Annotated in this window: 16 protein-coding genes and 1 pseudogene; 6 read left to right on the top strand and 11 right to left on the bottom strand. The window is 29.0% G+C overall.

The window, feature by feature from the left end; all coding sequences use genetic code 11:
- Positions 1-18: 18 nt before the first annotated feature.
- The 6 genes and pseudogenes from ANHYDRO_RS09065 to ANHYDRO_RS11290 all read right to left on the bottom strand — a co-directional run bounded on the left by ANHYDRO_RS09065 (position 19) and on the right by ANHYDRO_RS11290 (position 4,585).
- A complete protein-coding gene (locus ANHYDRO_RS09065) occupies positions 19-726 on the bottom strand; it encodes an ABC transporter ATP-binding protein (protein WP_039914562.1) in 708 nt (235 codons plus the stop codon).
- On the bottom strand, positions 719-1,510 hold the full coding sequence (locus tag ANHYDRO_RS09060; RefSeq protein WP_004815933.1) for an ABC transporter ATP-binding protein: 792 nt from the start codon (positions 1,508-1,510) through the stop codon (positions 719-721). Before ANHYDRO_RS09060 ends, ANHYDRO_RS09065 begins: the two co-directional genes overlap by 8 nt.
- 10 nt (positions 1,511-1,520) lie before the next feature.
- Entirely contained in the window at positions 1,521-2,483 is a 963-nt protein-coding gene (locus ANHYDRO_RS09055) for a branched-chain amino acid ABC transporter permease (RefSeq protein WP_039914558.1), read from the bottom strand.
- Between the two features lies 1 nt (position 2,484).
- Complete coding sequence (locus tag ANHYDRO_RS09050; RefSeq protein ID WP_004815931.1) at positions 2,485-3,372, bottom strand: branched-chain amino acid ABC transporter permease; 888 nt, start codon at positions 3,370-3,372, stop codon at positions 2,485-2,487.
- A 52-nt stretch (positions 3,373-3,424) separates the two neighbouring features.
- Positions 3,425-4,438 (bottom strand): annotated as a pseudogene (locus ANHYDRO_RS09045) (ABC transporter substrate-binding protein); the annotation flags it as partial.
- A gap of 12 nt (positions 4,439-4,450) precedes the next feature.
- Entirely contained in the window at positions 4,451-4,585 is a 135-nt protein-coding gene (locus tag ANHYDRO_RS11290) for a hypothetical protein (protein WP_004815929.1), read from the bottom strand.
- A 359-nt stretch (positions 4,586-4,944) separates the two neighbouring features.
- Here ANHYDRO_RS11290 and ANHYDRO_RS11000 point away from each other — a divergent pair, with 359 nt between their 5' ends.
- Together ANHYDRO_RS11000 and ANHYDRO_RS09040 are read left to right on the top strand one after the other, a co-directional pair.
- Entirely contained in the window at positions 4,945-5,214 is a 270-nt protein-coding gene (locus tag ANHYDRO_RS11000) for a hypothetical protein (protein WP_004815928.1), read from the top strand.
- Positions 5,189-6,763: an acyltransferase family protein gene (locus ANHYDRO_RS09040; protein ID WP_004815927.1), complete on the top strand. Its 1,575-nt coding sequence runs from the start codon at positions 5,189-5,191 to the stop codon at positions 6,761-6,763. Before ANHYDRO_RS11000 ends, ANHYDRO_RS09040 begins: the two co-directional genes overlap by 26 nt.
- 236 nt (positions 6,764-6,999) lie before the next feature.
- Here the strand turns inward: ANHYDRO_RS09040 and ANHYDRO_RS09035 are convergent, their stop codons facing one another.
- Genes ANHYDRO_RS09035 through ANHYDRO_RS09025 form a run of 3 tightly spaced genes read right to left on the bottom strand, consistent with a single transcriptional unit; the run spans position 7,000 to position 11,057 of the window.
- On the bottom strand, positions 7,000-8,859 hold the full coding sequence (locus tag ANHYDRO_RS09035; RefSeq protein ID WP_004815926.1) for an ABC transporter ATP-binding protein: 1,860 nt from the start codon (positions 8,857-8,859) through the stop codon (positions 7,000-7,002).
- Positions 8,849-10,615 (bottom strand): ABC transporter ATP-binding protein, encoded by a 1,767-nt coding sequence (locus ANHYDRO_RS09030; protein ID WP_004815925.1) that lies wholly within the window; start codon positions 10,613-10,615, stop codon positions 8,849-8,851. Before ANHYDRO_RS09030 ends, ANHYDRO_RS09035 begins: the two co-directional genes overlap by 11 nt.
- Positions 10,608-11,057 (bottom strand): MarR family winged helix-turn-helix transcriptional regulator, encoded by a 450-nt coding sequence (locus ANHYDRO_RS09025; protein WP_004815924.1) that lies wholly within the window; start codon positions 11,055-11,057, stop codon positions 10,608-10,610. The genes ANHYDRO_RS09030 and ANHYDRO_RS09025 overlap by 8 nt, the downstream gene beginning before the upstream one ends.
- Positions 11,058-11,152: 95 nt before the next feature.
- Between ANHYDRO_RS09025 and ANHYDRO_RS09020 the strand changes: the two genes are divergently transcribed.
- The 4 genes from ANHYDRO_RS09020 (at position 11,153) to ANHYDRO_RS10985 (ending at position 13,781) form a co-directional block, all read left to right on the top strand.
- Positions 11,153-12,061, top strand: coding sequence for an AAA family ATPase (locus ANHYDRO_RS09020; protein WP_004815923.1), 909 nt, complete (start codon positions 11,153-11,155; stop codon positions 12,059-12,061).
- Positions 12,054-12,254 (top strand): hypothetical protein, encoded by a 201-nt coding sequence (locus ANHYDRO_RS10995; protein ID WP_004815922.1) that lies wholly within the window; start codon positions 12,054-12,056, stop codon positions 12,252-12,254. The genes ANHYDRO_RS09020 and ANHYDRO_RS10995 overlap by 8 nt, the downstream gene beginning before the upstream one ends.
- Before the next feature lie 28 nt (positions 12,255-12,282).
- The gene (locus ANHYDRO_RS10990; protein WP_004815921.1) at positions 12,283-12,999 is read left to right on the top strand and encodes a hypothetical protein; all 717 of its coding nucleotides are present in this window, start codon (positions 12,283-12,285) and stop codon (positions 12,997-12,999) included.
- Positions 13,000-13,061: 62 nt separating this feature from the next.
- Positions 13,062-13,781, top strand: a complete 720-nt coding sequence (locus ANHYDRO_RS10985; protein ID WP_004815920.1) for a VWA domain-containing protein — start codon at positions 13,062-13,064, stop codon at positions 13,779-13,781.
- 38 nt (positions 13,782-13,819) lie between these two features.
- On the opposite strand, the gene murJ is transcribed toward ANHYDRO_RS10985, so the two are convergent.
- Positions 13,820-15,349, bottom strand: coding sequence for a murein biosynthesis integral membrane protein MurJ (gene murJ, locus ANHYDRO_RS09010; protein ID WP_004815919.1), 1,530 nt, complete (start codon positions 15,347-15,349; stop codon positions 13,820-13,822).
- 186 nt (positions 15,350-15,535) lie between these two features.
- Complete coding sequence (locus tag ANHYDRO_RS09005; protein ID WP_004815918.1) at positions 15,536-16,465, bottom strand: M15 family metallopeptidase; 930 nt, start codon at positions 16,463-16,465, stop codon at positions 15,536-15,538.
- Positions 16,466-16,617 lie beyond the last annotated feature (152 nt).

The following is a 16,617-nucleotide window of genomic DNA, read 5'->3' as shown; positions in this document are numbered from 1 at the left end:
AACTAATTTCTAGTATTTTTAAATTCCCAAATATGCACTTTTTACTACAGGATCATTTTTAAGATTTTCTGCCCTATCTTCTTTTACAATTTTTCCTGTTTCTAAAACGTAAGCCCTATCTGATATATCTAGGGCAAGATTTGCATTTTGTTCTACAAGCAAAATTGTTGACCCTTCTTCTTTTAATATTTTTATAGTTTCAAATATTTTTTCAACATACAAGGGAGAAAGTCCCATTGATGGTTCATCTAATAATAATAATTTGGGATTTGTCATTATTGCCCTTGCCATGGCAAGCATTTGTTGCTCTCCACCAGAAAGGGTTCCTGCTTTTTGATCTTTTCTATCTTTTAAAACAGGAAATAATTTATAGATTCTTTTTATTTTTTCTTCTTTTTCTTTTTCCTTTAAATTTGTGGCTACTGATCCTAAGTTTATATTATCCAAAACTGATAGGTTTGAGAAAACTCTTCTTCCTTCAGGAACTTGGGCAATGCCAAGCCTTGTAACTTTGAAGGCTTTTTTATTTGTTATATCTTCATTTTCAAAACTAACTTTTCCACTTCTTTTTTCTAATAAGGAAGATATTGCTTGGAGGGTGGTTGTTTTTCCTGCTCCATTTGCCCCTATTAAAGAAACTACTTCTCCCTTATTTACCTTTAAGGAAACATCCTTTATTGCGTGGATATTTCCATAATAAACATTTAAATTTTCTACATTAAGCATCTTCTTCTCCATATCCACTTCCAAGATAAGCACTAACTACATCATCTTTTTTAACAACTTCTTTTGGATCTCCTTTTGCTATTACTATGCCGTGATTTAATACATAAAGTTTTTCGCAAATTCCCAAAACTAATTTCATATCATGCTCGATAAGAACTATAGAAATATCAAATTCATCTCTAATCAGCCTAATTGTATCCATTAATGATTCTGTTTCTATTGCATTCATTCCAGCTGCTGGCTCATCTAATAATAACAATTTGGGATTTGTTGCAAGAGCCCTAGCTATTTCTAGTTTTCTTTGGGCCCCATAAGATAAATTTCCAGCACTATCATTTGCATATGCTGCAAGTCCTAAAATATTTAAAATTTCTAAGGCTTTTTTTGTAGCCTCTCTTTCTTCCTTCCAATAATTTTTAAGCCTAAGCATGCCATCAAAGATTTTATATCTCATATCCTTGTTCATAACAAGTTTTACATTATCAACAACTGATAGATAATCAAAAAGTCTTATATTTTGAAAAGTTCTAGCAATTCCCTTTTGGCTTAATTTATGGACTGGAAGACCAGTTATATTTTCTCCATCTAAATAAATTGACCCTTGGCTTGGCTGATAAACCCCACTTAACATATTAAAAACAGTAGTTTTCCCAGCACCATTTGGACCAATTAGACCTATCAAATCTTTTTCTTTTACATCAAGATTAAATCCATTAACCGCCTTTAATCCTCCAAAGTAGATGGAAATATTATCACATTTTAGAATTGACCTACTTTTATCCATTTATTGCTCCTTATCTTTTTAATTTTCTTTTAAATCTAGCAATTTGCCTAGAAATTGAAAATTCTTCTCGTCCCATTAGTCCTTGCGGTCTAAATATCATGACTATTACTAAAATTACAGAATAAATTATCATCCTGTATTCTGCAAAAGCCCTTAAAATTTCTGGTACTACTGTCAAGACTATAGTTGAAATTATCGATCCTGTAAAAAATCCCATTCCTCCTAAAACAACCATTACCAAAATATCAAAACTTTTATTATAATTAAATACATTGGCTGCTATTACTCCTGTTGTTTGGGCATAAATTGCACCAGCAACGCCCGCAAAAAGTGCTGACAAGGTAAAGGCAAATATTTTTGATTTAGTTGTATTAATTCCACAAGACTCAGCTGCTAGTTCGTTATCTTTTATAGCAAGAACTGCCCTTCCAAATCTTGATGTCATAATTGAATACATAAATACAACAGATAAAACTGTAACAAAAAATATTAATCCAAAAGAATCAATTGTTGGAATTCCTGACATACCTTGAGCTCCACCAGTTATAGATAGATTTTCAACAACAACTCTAATAATTTCTCCAAAGGCAAGTGTAACAATTGCTAAATAATCTCCATTTAATCTTAAAACTGGAACTCCTATTGCAAGTGAAAATAAAAATGCAAATAAACCACCAATTATTAAAGCTATAAAAAATCCTAATATCCCTTGAACAAGTCCTGTTTTTAAAAATATTGCCGCACTATAGGCCCCAATGGACATAAAGCCCGCATGACCCAAGGTAATTTGTCCCAAATTTCCTACAGTAATATTTAATGAAACGGAAAGAATTATATTGATACATAATAAAAATATAATAGATTGCCAATAAGAATCAATTATTCCCACAGAAATTAAAATTTGAATAATGGCAAAGGAAATTAAAACAAGTCCAAAACTTGCTATATATGATGTTTTTTTATTCTTATCCATTTTAAACTTTCTCCTTTTCCAAACTTCCAAAAATTCCTGTTGGCTTAACTATTAAAACTACAATTAAAACCATAAATACAATAGCATCTGCATAAGAGCTTGAAAGATATGCCCTTGTCATAACTTCTATCATTCCCAAAATAAATCCACCGATTACAGCTCCTGGAATTGATCCAATCCCTCCAACAACAGCTGCTGTAAAAGCTTTTATGCCGAGCATAGATCCCATAAAAGGAGTTATTTGAGGATATGATGATACATATAATAAGGATGCTACTCCAGCAAGGGCAGATCCTATAGCAAAAGTCATTGTCATAGTATTATCTACATTAATTCCAACAAGGCTTGATGCCTTATAATCTTCGCTTACTGCCAGCATCATTTTTCCGTATTTTGTTTTTGAAATAAAAATTTGCAAAATTATTGTAAGAATAATTGTCAAAACTATGGTAAAAATTGTTTGAAAAGATAATCTTATTCCAAAAATATTTAAGCTAGCTTGTTTAAATATACTTGGTACAGGTTTTGCATTAGCTGTAAAAAATTTTACAAATAAATTTTCCAAAAACAAGGAAACTCCTATTGCAGTTATAAGGATAGAAATTGATGAAGAATTTCTAAGTGGTTTATAGGCTACCCTTTCTATGACAACTCCCAAAAGTGTACAAGCAATAATTGCTGGAATAATTGACAAATATAAAGGAAGTCCACTTTTGAAAAGACTTGTTTGTACTACAAAAAATATTGTATAGGCTCCAACCATTATTATATCTCCGTGGGCAAAATTTATTAATTTTGCTACCCCGTAAACCATGGTATAGCCCAAGGCTATCAAGGCATATATAGATCCTAATTGTAGGCCATTAAAAAATTGAATCAAAAAATTCATAACTTCTCCTTAAAATTTAAGGGGCCTTGCATAGTTGCAATCCCCTTTTTGATTAATCAGCTTTCACTGTTGAATTAAATTTATAAGCCCCATCTTTTATTTCCATCATAGATGCAGATTTGATTGGGTTATTGTCTTCATTAAATTTAAATTTTCCTGTTATTCCATCAAATTCTATATTTTTAATTTTTTCAACAACCTTATCCTTATCTTCACTCTTAGCCTCTTCCATAGCTTGTTTTAATAAATATACTGTGTCATATGAAAGTGCTGAAAATGCTGATGGGTCTTCTTTGTTTTTATCCTTAAATTTCTTTACAAAATCTTTTACTCTTTGATCATCGCTATCTAGGGCAAAGTGATTTGAAAAACATGATCCGTCTACTAAATTTAATTGGGATTTATCCATTACATTAATAACTCCGTCCCATCCATCAGATCCTATAAATTTCGCTTTTATTCCGGCGTCCCTTGCTTGAGGAACTATAAGGGCAATTTTTTCATAATAATCAGGAATTAATAATACATCCGGATTTGCTTTTGCTATTTTTGTAAGTTGCGCCTTAAAGTCATTGTCATTATCTCCATAGGATTCATCAGCAACAAGATCAAGTTTTAATTTTTCTGCCTCTTTTTTAAATTCATCTGCTATTCCATTAGAATAATCTGATGAAGTATTTCTAAGGATTGCAACTTTTTTTGCCTTTTGATTTTCAGATGCAAATTTTGCCAATAACTTTCCTTGGTAAGGGTCTGTAAAGCATGTCCTAAAAATATTATCTTTGCCCTCAGTTATATTAACTTGGGTTCCTGTAGGAGTAATCATTGGTATCTTATCTTTTTTTGCAATTTCAGAAACAGCAAGGGCTGGTTTTGAAGTTATTGGTCCTACAATAACCGCTACATTTTCACCCTTTAATTTATTGTAAGCTGTTGTTGAGTCGGTTATTTCTCCCTTATCATCGTATGAAACCCATTCGATTTTTTTGCCGTTTATGCCACCGTTTTTATTAATTTCTTCTACAGCAAGTAGGGCTCCTTTTTCAGAAGAATTTCCATAATTTGAAACTGGTCCAGTTTATGGAATAATAGCTCCTATTTTTACCGTATCAGAATTTTCTGTGCTTTTACTTTCTCCATCTTTTGCTTGACATCCTGCAAAGGCAAATATCGATGCAAATGCCAAGGCCATTAATTTTTTTGATTTTTTCATTTTTCCTCCTTAAATATTTATTTCTTTTAAAAGAATAAATACAAATTAAAATTTATAATAATGATTATGTCGCCTTTTTAATTTCTTGTCAAATCTTTTTGCTTTAATTCCTTATTTCATTTATTTTTACAAGAATATTGATATATTTTTTTCTTAATTTTAAAATATATTTATAATTAAAGTTAAATAGGTTGTGGATATTTATTATTTTATTTTGAATATAGAAAATTTATTTTGTTTTTTTATTCTTTTATTCTTAATTTTTTTCCTTAATTATTATTAGTTAACAAAGGTTACAATTTTTCTCAAATATTGATATTTTTATCTCACTAATCTATAATTACTTTGTTGGGGGATTTATGAGAAAAAACAAACAAATAGATTCATTCACTTTTCTAAGAGCTGTTTTTATTATTGCTATTTGTATATTCCACTCATCTGTCAGGACTTTACCAGGTGGATTTATGGCAGTTATCAGCTTTTTTGTTTTAAGTGGATTTTTAATGATGAAAAAATTAGATAATATTGAAAATTTTGACTTAGAAGTTTTTATTGAACTTATTAAAAAAAAGACTTATAAAACTTTTACCAAGCCTGTATTTTGTGCTTGTTATATCTTTACTAGCTAGTCTTTTTTTATCAAAGGTTGTATTTCACGATTCTATAAAATCGTCAATTCCTGTTGCCTTGTCATATCAAAATATTTACCAAATTATAAAAGGTGGATCTTATTTTACTAAAAATGGATATTTTTCACTCTTTACTCATTTTTGGTATATTTCTATGCAAGTGCAATTTATCATTATTTTTTATTTGATAAACTACCTTATTAATAAGATCAATAACAAGAATGTAAGAATTTTTATTTTTACCTTGTTTTCAACTTTAAGTTTAATTTTAATGATAAGTTTATCATTTGATGAGAATAATATTTCAAGGATTTATTATGGAGTTGATACAAGAATTAATGCTCTTTTTATAGGAGCCCTAGCCTATTTATTGGTAGATAATATTTATAAGATTATTTCTTTTATCAAGGAAAAAAATATTAAAGAAAAGTATGTTTTATATGGATTGGGATTTTTGACTATTATTGTCTACTTTTTTGTTCAAGGTGAAAGTTTATATACTTATAGGATAATAATGCCAATTTATACCCTTGTTCAAGCCTTACTAATTGGTCTTTTATTTTTGTATGAAAAAAATAATATTATCCATATTAATAAAAAAGAAATGGGAATTTTTAAAACCTTCATATATTATATAGGACTTAGGTCATATTACATTTATATGTGGCAATATGTGGTTAATACCTTTATTTCTTATTTTTTTGCATCAACTACTTTGCCAAGACTTTATGCATATCTGTTGGAAATAGTCTTAGTTATAATCTTATCAGAAATAACTTTCATTATTTTTAATAGAAAGTTTGATTTAAAAAAATATTTCTTAGCGACTATAATTTTACTTATACTATTAAATGTAGCTTCGATATTTTTGCCAAATCCAAAGGAAAAAGATATGAAAAATCTTGAAAAAAGGATTAGTGAAAATAAAGAAAATATTGAAAAAAATAATAAAAAATATATTAATAAAGATAAAAATACAGAAAAGACAAAAGAGAAATTACCAAATAAGAAAATTTCAAAGAAAAAAGCCTATGATGATTTTGATTTTACAAATGAAGAAAAAGAATTTTTAAAAAATATTTCAATAACTGCTGTTGGGGATTCTGTTTTAATTAATATAGACCCATTTTTGAGAGAATTTTCTCCAAACTTATATCTTGATGGAGAAGTTGGTAGGCAAATGACAGATGGACCCGGCGTCTTACAGGCTATAAAAAATAGCAAAGGACTTGGTGATGTTATTTTAATTTCATTGGGTTCAAATGGATCTTTGACCGATCAAAATATGATAGATATTTTAAATATAGCAGATGGAAGAAAGGTATTTTTTGTAAATACTGTAAATAGCCAATCTTGGGAAGAAAGTATTAATGGAAGAATCAAAAAGTTCTGTGATCAAAATAAAAATGCTTATATGGTTGATTGGTATAAATTTGCAAAAGGAAAAACTAATTTATTCGCAAAAGATATGGTTCATCCAGAAATTGAAGGCTCAAAAATTTATAGAAACTTAATTGAAAGAGCGATTTTAAATTCATATACTAAATAAAAAAAGGTAGAAAGTTATAAGCTTTCTACCTCAGACTGTTGACAAGCTAAAAATTTAAACATTTCGACCGAGTGCAACGAGCGGAGAAATCTCATGAGATTTCTCCGTGCGTTCGTTTCACTCACTTAGTCGAGATGGTACGTAGCTTGATTTTTATTTTAAAATAAAATATTATCTACATTCGTACTATGTCTATACTCTGAGGTAGAAAGTTGTAAGCTTTCTACCTTTTTTATTTAATCTAATTCTAATTTTCCTGTGTATAATTGATAATATGTTCCTTTTTTTGTCATTAAGGATTGGTGATCTCCTCTTTCGATTATTTTTCCATCATCCATTACCATTATTACGTCTGAATTTTTTATTGTTGATAATCTATGGGCAATTACAATTGATGTTGATCCTGTCATAAGATTGTCCATGGCATCTGTTACTGTAAGCTCTGTTGCTGAATCTATTGAACTTGTTGCCTCATCCAAAATTAGCATGGATGGTTCATCAACAGCAGCTCTTGAAATTGAAACTAATTGATTTTGTCCATCAGACAAGCTTGATCCATTTCCATAAATTTTTGTATCGTATCCGTGTGGGAGTCTTTTAATAAATGAGTCAGCCTTGCTCATCCTTGCAGCTGCTTTTATCTCATCATCATTTGCATCAAGCCTTCCATATCTTATATTTTCATAAATGGAATCTGTAAACAAACTTACATCTTGAAAAACCATTCCAAAGGCCCTCCTTAAAGCTTGTTTTTGAATTTTATTAATATCAATATCATCAACCTTGATTGATCCTGAATCTATATCATAAAATCTTGTAATTACATTTGTAATAGTAGTTTTTCCAGCCCCAGTAGATCCTACAAAGGCAATTTTTTCTCCTGGTCTTGCATAAAAACTTACATCTTTTAAAATTTGATTTTTTCCATCATAAGAAAAGTTAACGTGTTCAAAGTCAATTTTTCCTTCAAGCCTCTTATAAAAAGCCTTACCATTTTCAACTTTTTTCCAAGCATAAATTCCTGTTAGACTTTCTGATTCTTTGAAATTTCCATTTTTATCAATAGTTGTATGGACAAGGTCAATATATCCATCGTCCTTTTCACCTTCCATATCCAAAATTTCAAAAATTCTATTTGCTCCGGCAACAGCTTGGGCCATAACATTTGCTTGTTGAGAAACTGTGGCTATAGGATTTTGTAATTGCCTTACATAGGTTAAATATGTTGCAAGGGTTCCTACAGTCATTTGCCCAACAATAGTAAGAAAGGCTCCTGCCATACAAACTATGGCGTAAGAAATATTTATTCCATTTTTCAAAAATGGCATAATTTTTCCCATTACAGTATTTGCTTGCCAAATTAATTCCCTGACCGTATCGGCCATTTTATTAAATTTATTTTTTGAGTTTTCTTCAAAATTAAAGACTTTTACTATTTTTTGACCTGATAAAGTTTCTTCAATAAACCCATTCATTTTTCCAAGTTCAACTTGGTTTCTTGAAAATAATTTTGTTGATTTTTTTACAATTCTTTTTAAAATAGCAAGCATTATAAAAATTGTTAATATAGTTATTATTGTAAGTTTGAAATTTATTACAAACATTATTACAAATGTTCCTACAAATAGTAAGAAAGATTGTAATAAATTTGGAATTGATGAAGCTAAGGACTGACCAAGCATGTCAGTATCATTTGTAAACCTACTCATTATTTCTCCGTGAGTATTTTGATCAAAAAATCCTATGTCCATGCTTTGAATTTTTGCGAATAATTCATTTCTTATATCCCTAATACTTTTTTCACTTACCCTTACCATAAGTCTTGAAAAAATTACAGAAGTTAGGGCTGAAATAGAAAATAAGATTATCATCTTAATTATATTTAACCTAAGCCCATTTATATCTGCTTTTAAAATTGCCGTGTCGATTGTTGGCTGTAAAAGTGACATTCCCAAAATTTGACATACAGTTGAAACTATTACAGAAATTATAACCAAACGCATTTGCCACTTATAATTAAATAAATATTTTAAAAGTCTTTTTATACCTCCGTGGGAAGTTGGATTATTTTTTGATGAATTTAATTTATTTTTCATCTAGATCACTTCCTTTCTCTTGCATATCGTAAGTTTTTTTGTAAAAATCATTTCTACTATAAACTTGGTCATGACTTCCTATATCTTCAATATATCCATCTTTCATAACCAAGATTCTATCGCAGTTTTTAAAAGATGAAACTCTTTGAGATATAATAATTTTTGTTAAATTTTTAGAATATTTATTTATTCCTTCAACAATTTTACTTTCTGTTTTTGTATCTACAGCAGAGGTAGAATTATCTAAAATTAAAATTTTTGGTTTTTTCAAAAGAGATCTAGCTATACAAATTCTTTGTTTTTGACCACCAGAAACTCCCGTTCCCCCTTGACCTAAGACTGATTGGTATCCATCAGCTCTTTCTTTTATAAATTCATCTGCACAAGCAATTTTAGCTACTTTTTCTACTTCCTCAAATGATGCATCAATATCTCCCCACCTTATATTTTCTTCAATAGTTCCAGAAAATAAGGTGTTTTTTTGTAAAACAATATTTACAGCATCTCTTAAGTTTTCTATGTCGTATTTTTTTATATCAAGTCCACCGATTTTTAACTCTCCCTTATCGATATCATAAAGTCTAGGCAAAAGTTGAACCAAGGTCGACTTACTTGAACCAGTTGATCCTAAAATTCCTATAGATTCTCCTTCTTTTATATGAAGATTTATATCTTTTAAGGCATAATTGTCAGAATCTTTTCCATATTTAAAAGAAACATTATTAAAATCAATTGATCCTTCCTTAACTTCTAAATTTTCAATTTTTTCATCATTGTTCATGTATGGTTTGTGTTCAAGAACTTCTGCAACTCTAACAACTCCAGGGCTTGATGCCATCATTTGCATCAAAACCATAGAAATTCCCAAAAATGCACCCAAAAGCATCATTGAATACATAATAAAGCTCATTAGCTCTCCAACTTTAATTTGTCCACTAATAATTTCATTTCCACCAAACCAAACTATAGAAACCATTGATCCAAACATAATTACATTGGCAATAGGTCCTATATAAGACATAGCTCCACTTGCCTTATCAATTAATTTGTACATAGTAAAATTTTGTTCTGCCATTTTTTTAATTTCAAAATCATCTCTTACAAAAGATTTTATAACCCTAATATTTGCCAAAGATTCTTGAACTATTAAATTCAATTTATCAAATTCTTTTCTAAATTGTCTAAATCCTGGAATTACCTTTGACATAGTAAAAAATATGGCAATGACTAAAAGTGGTAGGGTAACTAAAAATAAAAGTGAAAGCCTTGGTGATACTTTTACTGATAAAACTACAGCTACAAGGGCCATAACCACAGTTTTTATAATAAATCTTACTGCCAAAAATACAGAAAAAATTATTTGTTGGATATCACTTGTAAGCCTTGTTATAAGAGAAGATGTTCTAAATTCTTCCAAATCTTCAAAGCCAAATGTTTGAATTTTTCCAAAGGCTAGTTTTCTTAAATTAGCACCAAAACCAGATGAGGTTGCTGATGCGTGTTTGGTTGCAACCATTCCTGAATACATACATATAAGTGAAACTACAATCATTAGTCCACCCAAAATAAAGGTCATTTTAATATCTTTCCTGCTTACTGCCCTATCAATTATTAAAGCCATAATTGTAGGAACTACAAGTTCCAAAATAGTTTCAATACTTGTAGCTAGCATAGAAATTTTTGCATTTTTCTTATATTGGCCAACAGCAGGCATAAGATATTTAAAATTTTCAAAAAATTCTTTTAAACTATTCATTCTCCCCCTCCTTATTTATTTGACACAAAATTTCTGCTAAATTAGAAAAATCTTCTATCATTTGCTTAATCTTTTTTTCCCCAAGTCTATCATATAAATTTTCATTATAATCATTTAAGGGTTTTAAGAAATCATCTGCATAAGATTTTCCCTTATCTGTTAGCTCTAAAATTTTTATCCTCTTATCATCCTCATCTGAAATTCTTTTTATATAACCATTTTCACACAATTCCATAATCACATTATTTATAGTTTGTTTGGCAACAGCCATTCTTTCTACAATTATGGATTGGGTGATATTTTTTTCATAAATTAGAAATAAAAAAATTGCAGTCTTTATACCATTAGCTTTCATATCTTTAAAGCTTTGGTTATTAAGTCCCTGCACTTTTCTAATTACGGAAAATAATTTAAAAATATAAAGTGATTTATCTTCTTGCATTTTGATCCTTTCTATTTGTAATATTATAGTCCTAAAATGGACTTTGTCAATAGCCTATTGGAATTTTTGTTGTATAATAGCAAAAGAGGTGAATTATGATAGATTATTTAAAAGAATTAAATTTAAATGACAAGTTAATAGATAAAATAATAGAATTTAGAAATTCAGATATAGATGATGAAGATAAGGATAGGATTGTAAAACCAGAATTTAAATATTATGGGGAAGATGTTTTAAAAAAAGCTATAACTGCAATTTTATCTGGAAAAAATATTTTACTTTCTGGTCCAAAAGCTACAGGAAAAAATGTTTTAGCTCAAAATCTTTCCTATATCTTTAACCGTCCATCATGGGATATTTCTTTTCACGTAAATACTGATTACAATTCCTTGGTTGGAGCTGATACTTTTAAAGACGGAAAAGTAGTTTTTAGAAAAGGACCTGTTTATGAATGTGCAAAAAAAGGTGGCTTTGGTGTTTTGGATGAAATAAATATGGCAAAAAACGAGGCAATTTCTGTCCTCCACGCAACTCTTGATCACAGACGTGTAATTGATATTCCAGGTTATGACAAAATAAAACTTGATGATAAGACAAGATTTATCGCAACAATGAATTATGGTTATGTTGGAACAAGAGAGGTAAACGAGGCACTTGCATCAAGATTTATGGTTATAAATATGCCAAATATTACAAGGGGAAATTTGAAACATTTATTAAAAGATAAATTCCCAAAATTAAAGGACAAATATTTGGAAACTTTTATAGATATTTTTGAATCCCTCCAAGAAAAAAGTGAAAACTCAGAAATTTCTACAAAATCAGTCGACCTTAGGGGACTAATTTCTGCAATTGAAACTATGGAAATAGGCCTTAACCCATATGATGCTATTGAAATGGGACTAATTAATAAATCTTTTGACGAATTTGAAAGAGAGCTTGTAAGAGATAGCGTTGATTCAAAACTTCCAAAAGAAATCAAAGAGAGTGTATTTGATGACTGATACTTTTGAAAAGTTAAGGGCCATGAATGTAATTTGGGATTTTGCTGATGATTATAAAATTTTTCCAAAATCCTACTATCCCATGGATAAAAATTACAAAAATATAATCGAAGGGTACAAGTTTAAAAATTTTAGACTTGATTTATTTTCCTCATTTTTTTCTTATTTAAAAAAGGATAATCCTTTTTTTTGAAGAATTTAAGAATATTACACTTTTATTATTGGAAGATTTATCTTATAGGAAATTAGAAAAAACAAATCTTGTAATAAAAGATTTAAGAAAGGCCTATGCCAAAAAAATTCTCGACAAATACCAATACAAAAAAGACACTGACAATGTTTATGAGCAAATAGAAAAAGCCTATTACGGAAAAATTTTTAATAAACCTATCACAGAGGCCGAACTTGTTAGAAACTTTTATGGTGAACTTTTTTCTATAGATACTTATAAATCAAGTCAGATTATAGATAGGCTAAATAAACTTTTTAAAAAATATTTTCTTTTTGAAAGATTTGACCAATACAATGAACTTTTCGATCAAATGATTAAGGAAGAAAAGCCCAAAAATTTTGACCATGAAGATTTAGACGAATCAGATATTGAAAAAAATATAGAAGACCAGTTTCAAATCCAATCTGCAGAGTTTAATGGTTATATTTATTTTGAAGAAAAAAAAGAGGATATGAACAAGGATATTTTTATCTTTGAAAAATCTGATGATAATAAAGATAAAAGAGAAGATTCATTTATTGAGGATTTTTATGGAAAACTTTCTATAAGCAAAAAAAGACAAGAATTATTAGAAAAAGAACTTGCCAAGGGCATTCATAAGTCAAAAAAATTATATTTTACCAAGGGAGAATACACCGATTCTCCAAATGCTAGATTTAATCAAAAAGTTAGAAAAAACAAAGGGAAAAGACAAGGGAATATATAGAAGAGAACCTTTCTATAAATAACAGGGCTGTAAATGAACTTACAAGGACAATTACAAATTCTTTGGCAAATTATGAAGAAGACGAACTTTATAGGAAAAATTACGGCCTTCTTGATTCTGTTAATGTTTGGAAGGCTCCAGTTTTAAATGAATCTAAAGTATTTTTTTCAAATAACAAAGATCCAAAACCAAAATTTCAATTAGATTTGTTGATTGATGGATCTGCAAGTCAAATTAAAAGGCAAAATCTTGTAGCAAACCAAGCTTTTATAATTGCAAATGCCATGGATAAGGTAAATATTCCAATTAGGGTTTCTTCCTTTTCAACTTTAAGAGATTATACTGTTTTTAATATGTATAGGGACTTTAAGGATAAGGGGAAAAATGAAAATATTTATGATTTTTTTGCATCAGGTGCAAACAGAGATGGCCTTGCCTTTAAGACAATTCACAAGTTAATTAGTGAAGATAAAAACGAAAATGTTAGAAAAATTTTGATAATTTTATCGGATGGCCGTCCAAACGATGAAAAACACAATATAAATACGGTAAATGCAAAAATAAAGGACCAATATGTAGACAAAAAAGCTGTTGATGATACGGCAAAGGAAATTAGGGCCTTAAAAAATGATGGTATTCAAGTTTTGGGAGTTTTTACTGGAGAAGATGAAGATATAGAAAATGCAAAATTAATATACGGATCAGATTTTTGTAGGATAAAAAATTTAGATAATTTCTCAAAAATTATTTCAATTTATATGAAAAATTTAATAGCAAATTAGAAGAAGGCTCTAGCAAAATATTTTGCTAGAGCCTCTTTTTATTTTCTTTTCTTTATAATTTTATGGTAAAGGTGGTTTACCATTTTCATTACTTCAGGAATTCTTGCAAGTAAAATTGTTACTATGTAGAACAATCCTGCAAGTATTATTGAAATAAATAAGGACGGAAGATATGACATGTTTACGCTCAATTTTTCATATAAGCTTAGGGCAATAAGACCCATTATTATTGATAAAAGTGTTATCTTAATTAAAGATTTTAAGGAAGATTTGAAATTTATTCTTCCAAAATTTTTCCTAAATTTCATCAACATTAATATGGCTCCTGCTCCTGCTGATATGGTTGTTGATAGTGCAAGTCCTTCAATTCCAAAAAAGTTTATCAAAATAAAGTTGAATATTACATTTATTATTTGTTGAATTACAACAATTATTACTGGAGATTTAGAATCTCCTACTGCATAAAAGCCCTTATCAATTACATCTGAAAATGATTGAAATATTACAAAAGGTGCATAGGCAATTAACATTGATGCTGTAACTATTACTGATTTATTATCAAAGGCTCCCCTTTGATAAACAAGTTTAATTATTGGAACTGCAAGTGCCATCATTCCTATTGTTGCCGGAATTACCAAAAGCATAGTAGAAACTATGGCAGAATTTAAATGTTTTTTCATATTTTCAAAATCTCCACTTTGTCCCAAGTGTGATATGGTTGGAAATATTGATGTGGTAACAGAAACTGTTATAACTCCAGTTATTAATGACAAGAGTGTTTTTGAATATCTCAAATATGAAATTGAAGCATTTCCAAAAAAGTATGATGCCATAGAATTATCAACTGTCAAAGAAATTTCCCCAGCAGCTGATGAAACTATAACAGGAATAGAAATCATAATAAGTGCTTTTATATATTTATTATGAATATCTATTTTGTTTGAATGTTTGTAACCGTGATCTCTATTTGCCTTTGGAAACATTATATATTGCAAAACATTTCCCAACAAACAACCAATAGCAAGTAGGTAAGGATTTTTTAAAGTTCCACTTATAACAGTAAAAAATATTATAATTACATTCATTATAAGCCCTGTCACAGCTGGTACAAAAAAGTTTCCCTTTAAATTTAAATATCCCCTGAAAACTGCTGAATAAAGATATGCAAAAATTGCAAACATTATAATTCTTGTAAATACTATAGCTGTTTGTAAAAGCTCTCCCTTTAAATCTGGTGAAAATAATTTACAAAAAGCTCCCGCAAAGATAAAACCAAATATTACAGCCCCCATTGAAAATACCATCAAGATATTAAAAATATTTGAAGTAAAATCTTCAGCTGCCTCTAGGCCTTCTTCATTTTTTGCCTTAGTATAAATAGGAATAAATCCATAAATAATTCCCGATGCAACAAAATTTGCAATTACTACAGGAAGAGTATTTGCTACTGCATAAATTGCTACAATATCTCCAGCCCCATAATAATACGCCATAACAGACTCTCTCAAAAATCCAAAAACTTTGGAAAGAATCGTCACAAGCATCAACATAAATGCTGTTTGTCCCATAATTACCTCTCTTTTTAAAATTATAAATCTTATTATATCTTTAATAAGTCTACTTTCAATTTTGAAATTTAATAAAAATAAGCACAAGAAATAAAGCTATTACTTGTGCCAAAAATTATTATTTGATTTTTAAATATTCCTCTAATGAAAGATCATTTTCATACATTTGTTTTGCATTTTCTACACCTACATACCTAAAATGCCATGGTCTTTGTTTTTTCCTGTGATAGATTCTTTTTCTTTTTTGTATCTTTCTATAAAACCATACTTATAGGCATTATCTTTTAACCATTTGTATTCTTCAGTATCTTTGAATTTGTTTGAGTACTTGGTATCGTCAGTAAAAAAGTCAAAGCTAGTACCTGTTTGGTGTTCGCTTGTAAAAGGATCATCAGCATCTGGGTTATCTTGGTCTAGTAATTTTTCTTCACTTTCACCTTTTCTAAAATCTGATGCAATCTTAACATTCAATCCTTCCCTGTTCATTTCAATTAGCATAGTGTTAAAGGCTTTTTTGCTTGTTGGATCAAGACCAGGGTTGAAATCTTTTGGTAAGGGATTTTCTTTATTAACAAAAACAATTCCCTTTATAACATCAATATTTTCATTGTCACTATTAAGCTTTCTTAGACCAAACTTGTTTACATAATAAAAATCGTCATTGATTTTTATTTTTGAAAAGGAATTTTCTGTGCCATAGTATTCTATGTATTGGTCATTTCCTATGCTCACAGAAGTTTTTGAATAATCTGATGGCTCTTGGTAGCAATATTGGCTTTTAAGGGATTTTACATAAGATTTCATTACATCACTGTATCCATCATTGTCTAACTTTTGATCATCCTTTATTTTTAAATCCTCAAATCCTATCGCTGTTGCAACTTGGATTGCTCCTGTTTTCTCTTCCTTTTTTTCCTCTTTTTTATTGGCTTGGGCGTACCTATTTTCTATAGGTTTTCTTATTTTTATATCATCTGTTTTTTTTCTAAAATCTATTTTTAAAGCCCCAACTATAATTAGGGCACAAAATCCAATCTTAATTAAATTTTTTCTTCTTTTTCTTTTTTTCTCTCTTAATTTTTTGCGTCTTAAATCTCTTATACTCTTATTTGCCATTTTTTTAATTTTCTTCCTTACATATATTTCAATATAAATCAATTTACGTCTGTGGGATAGTTTAAAAAATAATATAAATATATTTCAATTTATAGTAAATATTTTAAAAACTTTATAATTTCTTTACTCCATTATAACACAAGATTTAGGAA

It is taken from the genome of Anaerococcus hydrogenalis DSM 7454, from assembly GCF_000173355.1.
Classification (GTDB): domain Bacteria; phylum Bacillota; class Clostridia; order Tissierellales; family Peptoniphilaceae; genus Anaerococcus; species Anaerococcus hydrogenalis.
The sequence above is the reverse complement of the archived record's forward strand: the minus strand, read 5'-3'. Positions and strand labels throughout refer to the sequence as shown.